The organism is Streptomyces sp. KLMMK (genome assembly GCF_036961605.1).
GTDB lineage: Bacteria > Actinomycetota > Actinomycetes > Streptomycetales > Streptomycetaceae > Streptomyces > Streptomyces telluris.
Genome location: NZ_JBAMDC010000519.1, coordinates 1 through 3,897 on the forward strand (window position 1 = coordinate 1; position 3,897 = coordinate 3,897).

The window sequence follows — 3,897 nt, forward strand, 5'->3', positions numbered from 1 at the left end:
CGACAAGGACGTCCGGGGGCAATTCACCGGCGAGCGCTGCGGACTGACCGTGCGGCAGGGCGAGGAAGACGACGTCGTGCCCGGCGAGGACTTGGGGGGAGGTCTCCTCGAAGGCCCTTCCGGCCAGCGGGGCGAGATGGGGCTGCACCTCCCCCACGGGCCGGCCGGCGTTGGAGGCGGCCGTCACCGCGCCGATCTCGACGCCGGGATGCCCCAGCAGCAGCCGCAGCAACTCACCGCCTGCGTATCCACTCGCGCCCGCCACAGCTGTGCGCACCATGTTCCGTCCTTGCGTCGTTCATTGCCAGGGCAGGACGGAGCCGTACAGATGCATACAAATCCGCCTGCCGAAGAAAGGCCGAGCCGGCATCGGATTCCGCGCAGCACTACTACCGCCGTACAGGGCAAGGCGGTCTCGAGGAGTGCAGGACGACACCCGAAGCGGGACTTAGCTTAGGCTAACCTAACCTGCATCGGGCAAGTGATCGACTTCGTTCTGCGGAAAGATCACATCGGCGGGGTCGCGCAGTGTCTCGCGCAGTGCCGGAGACACCCCTCAATCGCACCGAGAGGCGGCGCAGAGCTGCCACTGCGAGGGCCACCGCCCGCCGGGTGTCCCCTCATCGGGAGCCACTTCGGTGATCTGCCAGTAGCGGTCGCGGTTCCACTCACGGGCCGTCACCTTCAGCCGCCGGTCGGGGAGTTCGGTGACCGTGCCGGGCTGCCCCAGGCCGATGTCCGTCTCGGGCACCTTGCCCATGGCCGCCGCCGGGCGCCAGACGCCGTCGGAGCCCGGCTGGGTGCGCGACTCCATGGAGCGGTCCGGCTTGCCCGAGGACGCCATGGCCATGAGCGTGCCGTCCGACCTTTTGAAGAGCGTCAGGAAGCCGTGGTACGAGGAGGGCCGGAGACCGAAGTTCTCCGGGGTGGACCACTGCCCGCCCGTCGGCCCCTGCACGGAGTGGCAGAAGCCTCCGTGGTCGAGCCAGAACACCTCCAGCCCTCCCGCCGCGTTCTCGACAGCGGTCACGAAGCTCGCCTTGGGGCCGACCGTGCCCGCACTGACCCGCTCCCAGGCCCCGTAGGAGCCCCCGGGCGCCGACTGCCCGCGGTGCCACACGAACGGCAGGCCTTGGGTGGCGGTGGAGTCGTGGAACACCTGGAACTGATCGACGCGGCCGTCGGCGCGGGGAACGGAGACCGGGCCGGTGGACGTGCCGGTGGCGTTGCCCTGCGCGCCGAGGTCCATGCTGCAGCCGCCCGACACTGCGGCGCCGGTCTGCGCCACGGATGCCGCGGATGCCGGGGGCGCGGCGACCAGAGCCCCTGCGCAGGCGACGGCGAGCGCGACAGCAGCACGAGTGACACTCCGGAAGGCTCTCCCCATGAGCGAACACGTACCCCACGCAGTCCACTTCACACATGCGTTCGCGTTCCGCTCACCCGGCACGGGAGCACCACACCGCGGACGCACCCGGGCACGGCCCGGGCGGCGGGCCGGACAGAACCGGCCTTGTCACGACCGGCCGCCCGCCGGCCCGCACCGCCGGGTGGAACGCGACGTCACTGCCGCTGCGGACGCCGGAGCCGGGTGCCCTCCGGCCCGCCGCACCCGGGGCAGCGCCCGCCCGGAAGAACCCGATTCCGGGAACGAACACCCCCGCGCCCGGGCATGACAACGGCACGTGCGTCCGCACTGACTACGAGGAACAGGGGCCGGACGTCGACATGCCGTCCGCCACGGCGCATCCGCACGCGGCGCCAGTACCGCAATGAAGGCCTGAACGAAGCCTGGGCGCCGGGCCTACCACGCCCCGCCAGGAAGTGGAACCACATCGTCGGCCCCTTGTGCGCCGGTACGCAACCGGCGGCCGGAATGTGTCTCTCCCACTTCTCCGGCCGCCGCCGGCCGGTGGCGAAGATGCACGGCGCGCACGGACGCTGGCCAGTGCGCGTGCTCCCGGCCCGCACGGAGGCGTGGCTTCAGCCCGGGCGGAGGAATGTGCCGGTCCGGGCAGGGGTGCACCGGGTCCGGTTGCCGGCCCCGCTCCGCGGGCCCGTACACCGGAACCACAACTCCCGCACTTCGCAAGAGCCGCTTCGGGCCACCCGGGGATCGGCCCGGCCGTCCCGGCCGGTGCGTCCAGTCGGCGGAAACTGCACTATCCGCCCCGCCACGGCGCGATGAGACTCAACCGGCGTAAGCACCGGGACCCAACCCGGTTCACACCCGATCCGATCAAGCCCGGTCACATCCCGGTCAAGTTCTGATCACGTGAGGAGTGTGTCGATGTACGCAAAGCTCACCGAGCTGGGCAGTCGCCTGCTCGGGAAGTTCGTGCCCGAGATCGATGCCGCGGCGGCCGAGCTCCTGGCCTGCCGCAACTACCCGGCCTGCTGGCAGTGCAGCGGCAAGTGCGGCTACAACGCACCCTGCTGGGCCTGCTGCAACTCCAACGGCTGCCCGACGATCGTCTGTCAGTGCTGACCATCGTCGGCACAGCACCGCGAACAGCAAGGAGACCAGCGCCGGCAACAGCGCTGAGAACAGCATTCTCCTGCCGACCGGTTGAAAGACCCGGCCGGCGATGACGAACCGCCCCGACCGGGAACGCCACGACGACAGCCGGAGGAGGAACACCAGGTGGGCTATCTGGCGATCGGAATCCACTGTCTGATCGGCGTGGTCTTCTTCGCCTCGTCCCTCGGCAAGACAACGGGGCGAAGAGCGTTCGACCGGTTCGTGGTCTCGGTGGAGGGCATGCGGATCATGCCCTCACGCCGGGCCCGGTCGGTGGCCCGGGCCGTGGTGGCCGCCGAGTGCGCGGTGTGCGTGAGCCTCGCCGTGCCGGTGACGGCCGCCACGGTGGCGGGACTGGTGACCGCGGCAGGGCTGCTGGCGGTCTTCACGGCCGCCATCGCGGTCTCGGTACGGCGGGGAGTGCGCACGCCCTGCCGGTGTTTCGGCGCCTCGGCGAGCCCGCTGGGGCCGAGACACATCGCGCGCAACCTCGCCCTCACGGCCGCGGCGGTCACCGGCGCGGCGGCCGTCGCCGCGCCCGGGACGACCGCCCCGGGCGGCACCGCCGTGGCAGTGCTCGGCGGTCTGCTCCTGGGCGGGCTGGTCGCCGCGCTCGACGACATCCTCGATCTGTTCCGGCCCGTCGGCGGCGCCCCGGGCCCCGCCGACGGGTCGGTGTTCCCGGCCGGCTCCCGACCGGTTCCGAACCGGTCCCGACCCGGCTCCCGACCGGCTCCGAGCCGGCTCCGGGCCGACTCCAAGTGATCCCAGAGGAGACGACTTCCATGCCCGTCCTGATCGCGGCGGTGGTCCTGGTGGGACTGCTCTGTACGCTGGACCTGATCCTCACCCTCGGGGTGATCAAGCGGCTGCGGGACCACACCGCGATGCTGTCCAAGATGGCCGACGGCAACGCCCCCGGCAGACCGCCCGTCATCAAGGTCGGCGAAGAGGTGGGCGAGTTCCAGGCCGTCGCCGTCGACGGCGAGGTGCTGACCCGCGAGTCGCTGTCGGGCGACACCCTGGTGGCCTTCTTCTCCCCCAGCTGCGGCCCGTGCCACGAGATGCTGCCGAAGTTCGCGGAGTACGCGCGGACCGTGCCCGGCGGCCGGAAGCAGGTGCTGGCCGTGGTGGTCGGCACGCCCGAGCGGGCCAAGGGACAGGTCGCCGAGCTGAGCCCGGTCGCCCGCGTCGTGGTGCAGGGCAGCGAGCCCGTCCTGACCGACGCCTTCCAGGTCATGGGGTTCCCGACGTTGCTCGAGGTCGCCTCGGACGCCGCCGGCAGGCCCGTGATCGCGCGCAACAACGTGAACCTGGATTCCCCCGTCGTAGCCGCATGAACGGGCAGGACCACGGCCGGCGGCAGGCGGCACCCG

The 3,897-nt window shown here is 71.6% G+C and carries 4 protein-coding genes and 1 pseudogene; 3 read left to right on the top strand and 2 right to left on the bottom strand.

Annotated features, from left to right (window positions below; genetic code table 11):
• Window positions 1-280, bottom strand: a pseudogene (locus V7793_RS34760) (N-acetyl-gamma-glutamyl-phosphate reductase); the annotation flags it as partial.
• 276 nt (window positions 281-556) lie between these two features.
• Window positions 557-1,288 carry a hypothetical protein gene (locus V7793_RS34765; RefSeq protein WP_336013685.1) on the bottom strand — a complete coding sequence of 244 codons (732 nt, stop codon included), beginning with the start codon at window positions 1,286-1,288 and terminating at the stop codon, window positions 557-559.
• 1,002 nt (window positions 1,289-2,290) lie between these two features.
• Between V7793_RS34765 and V7793_RS34770 the strand changes: the two genes are divergently transcribed.
• The 3 genes from V7793_RS34770 (at window position 2,291) to V7793_RS34780 (ending at window position 3,861) form a co-directional block, all read left to right on the top strand.
• Window positions 2,291-2,488, top strand: a complete 198-nt coding sequence (locus V7793_RS34770) for a hypothetical protein (RefSeq protein WP_058043136.1) — start codon at window positions 2,291-2,293, stop codon at window positions 2,486-2,488.
• Window positions 2,489-2,644: 156 nt separating this feature from the next.
• Window positions 2,645-3,286 (top strand): MauE/DoxX family redox-associated membrane protein, encoded by a 642-nt coding sequence (locus tag V7793_RS34775; RefSeq protein ID WP_336013686.1) that lies wholly within the window; start codon window positions 2,645-2,647, stop codon window positions 3,284-3,286.
• A gap of 20 nt (window positions 3,287-3,306) precedes the next feature.
• A complete protein-coding gene (locus tag V7793_RS34780; RefSeq protein WP_336013687.1) occupies window positions 3,307-3,861 on the top strand; it encodes a TlpA family protein disulfide reductase in 555 nt (184 codons plus the stop codon).
• Window positions 3,862-3,897 lie beyond the last annotated feature (36 nt).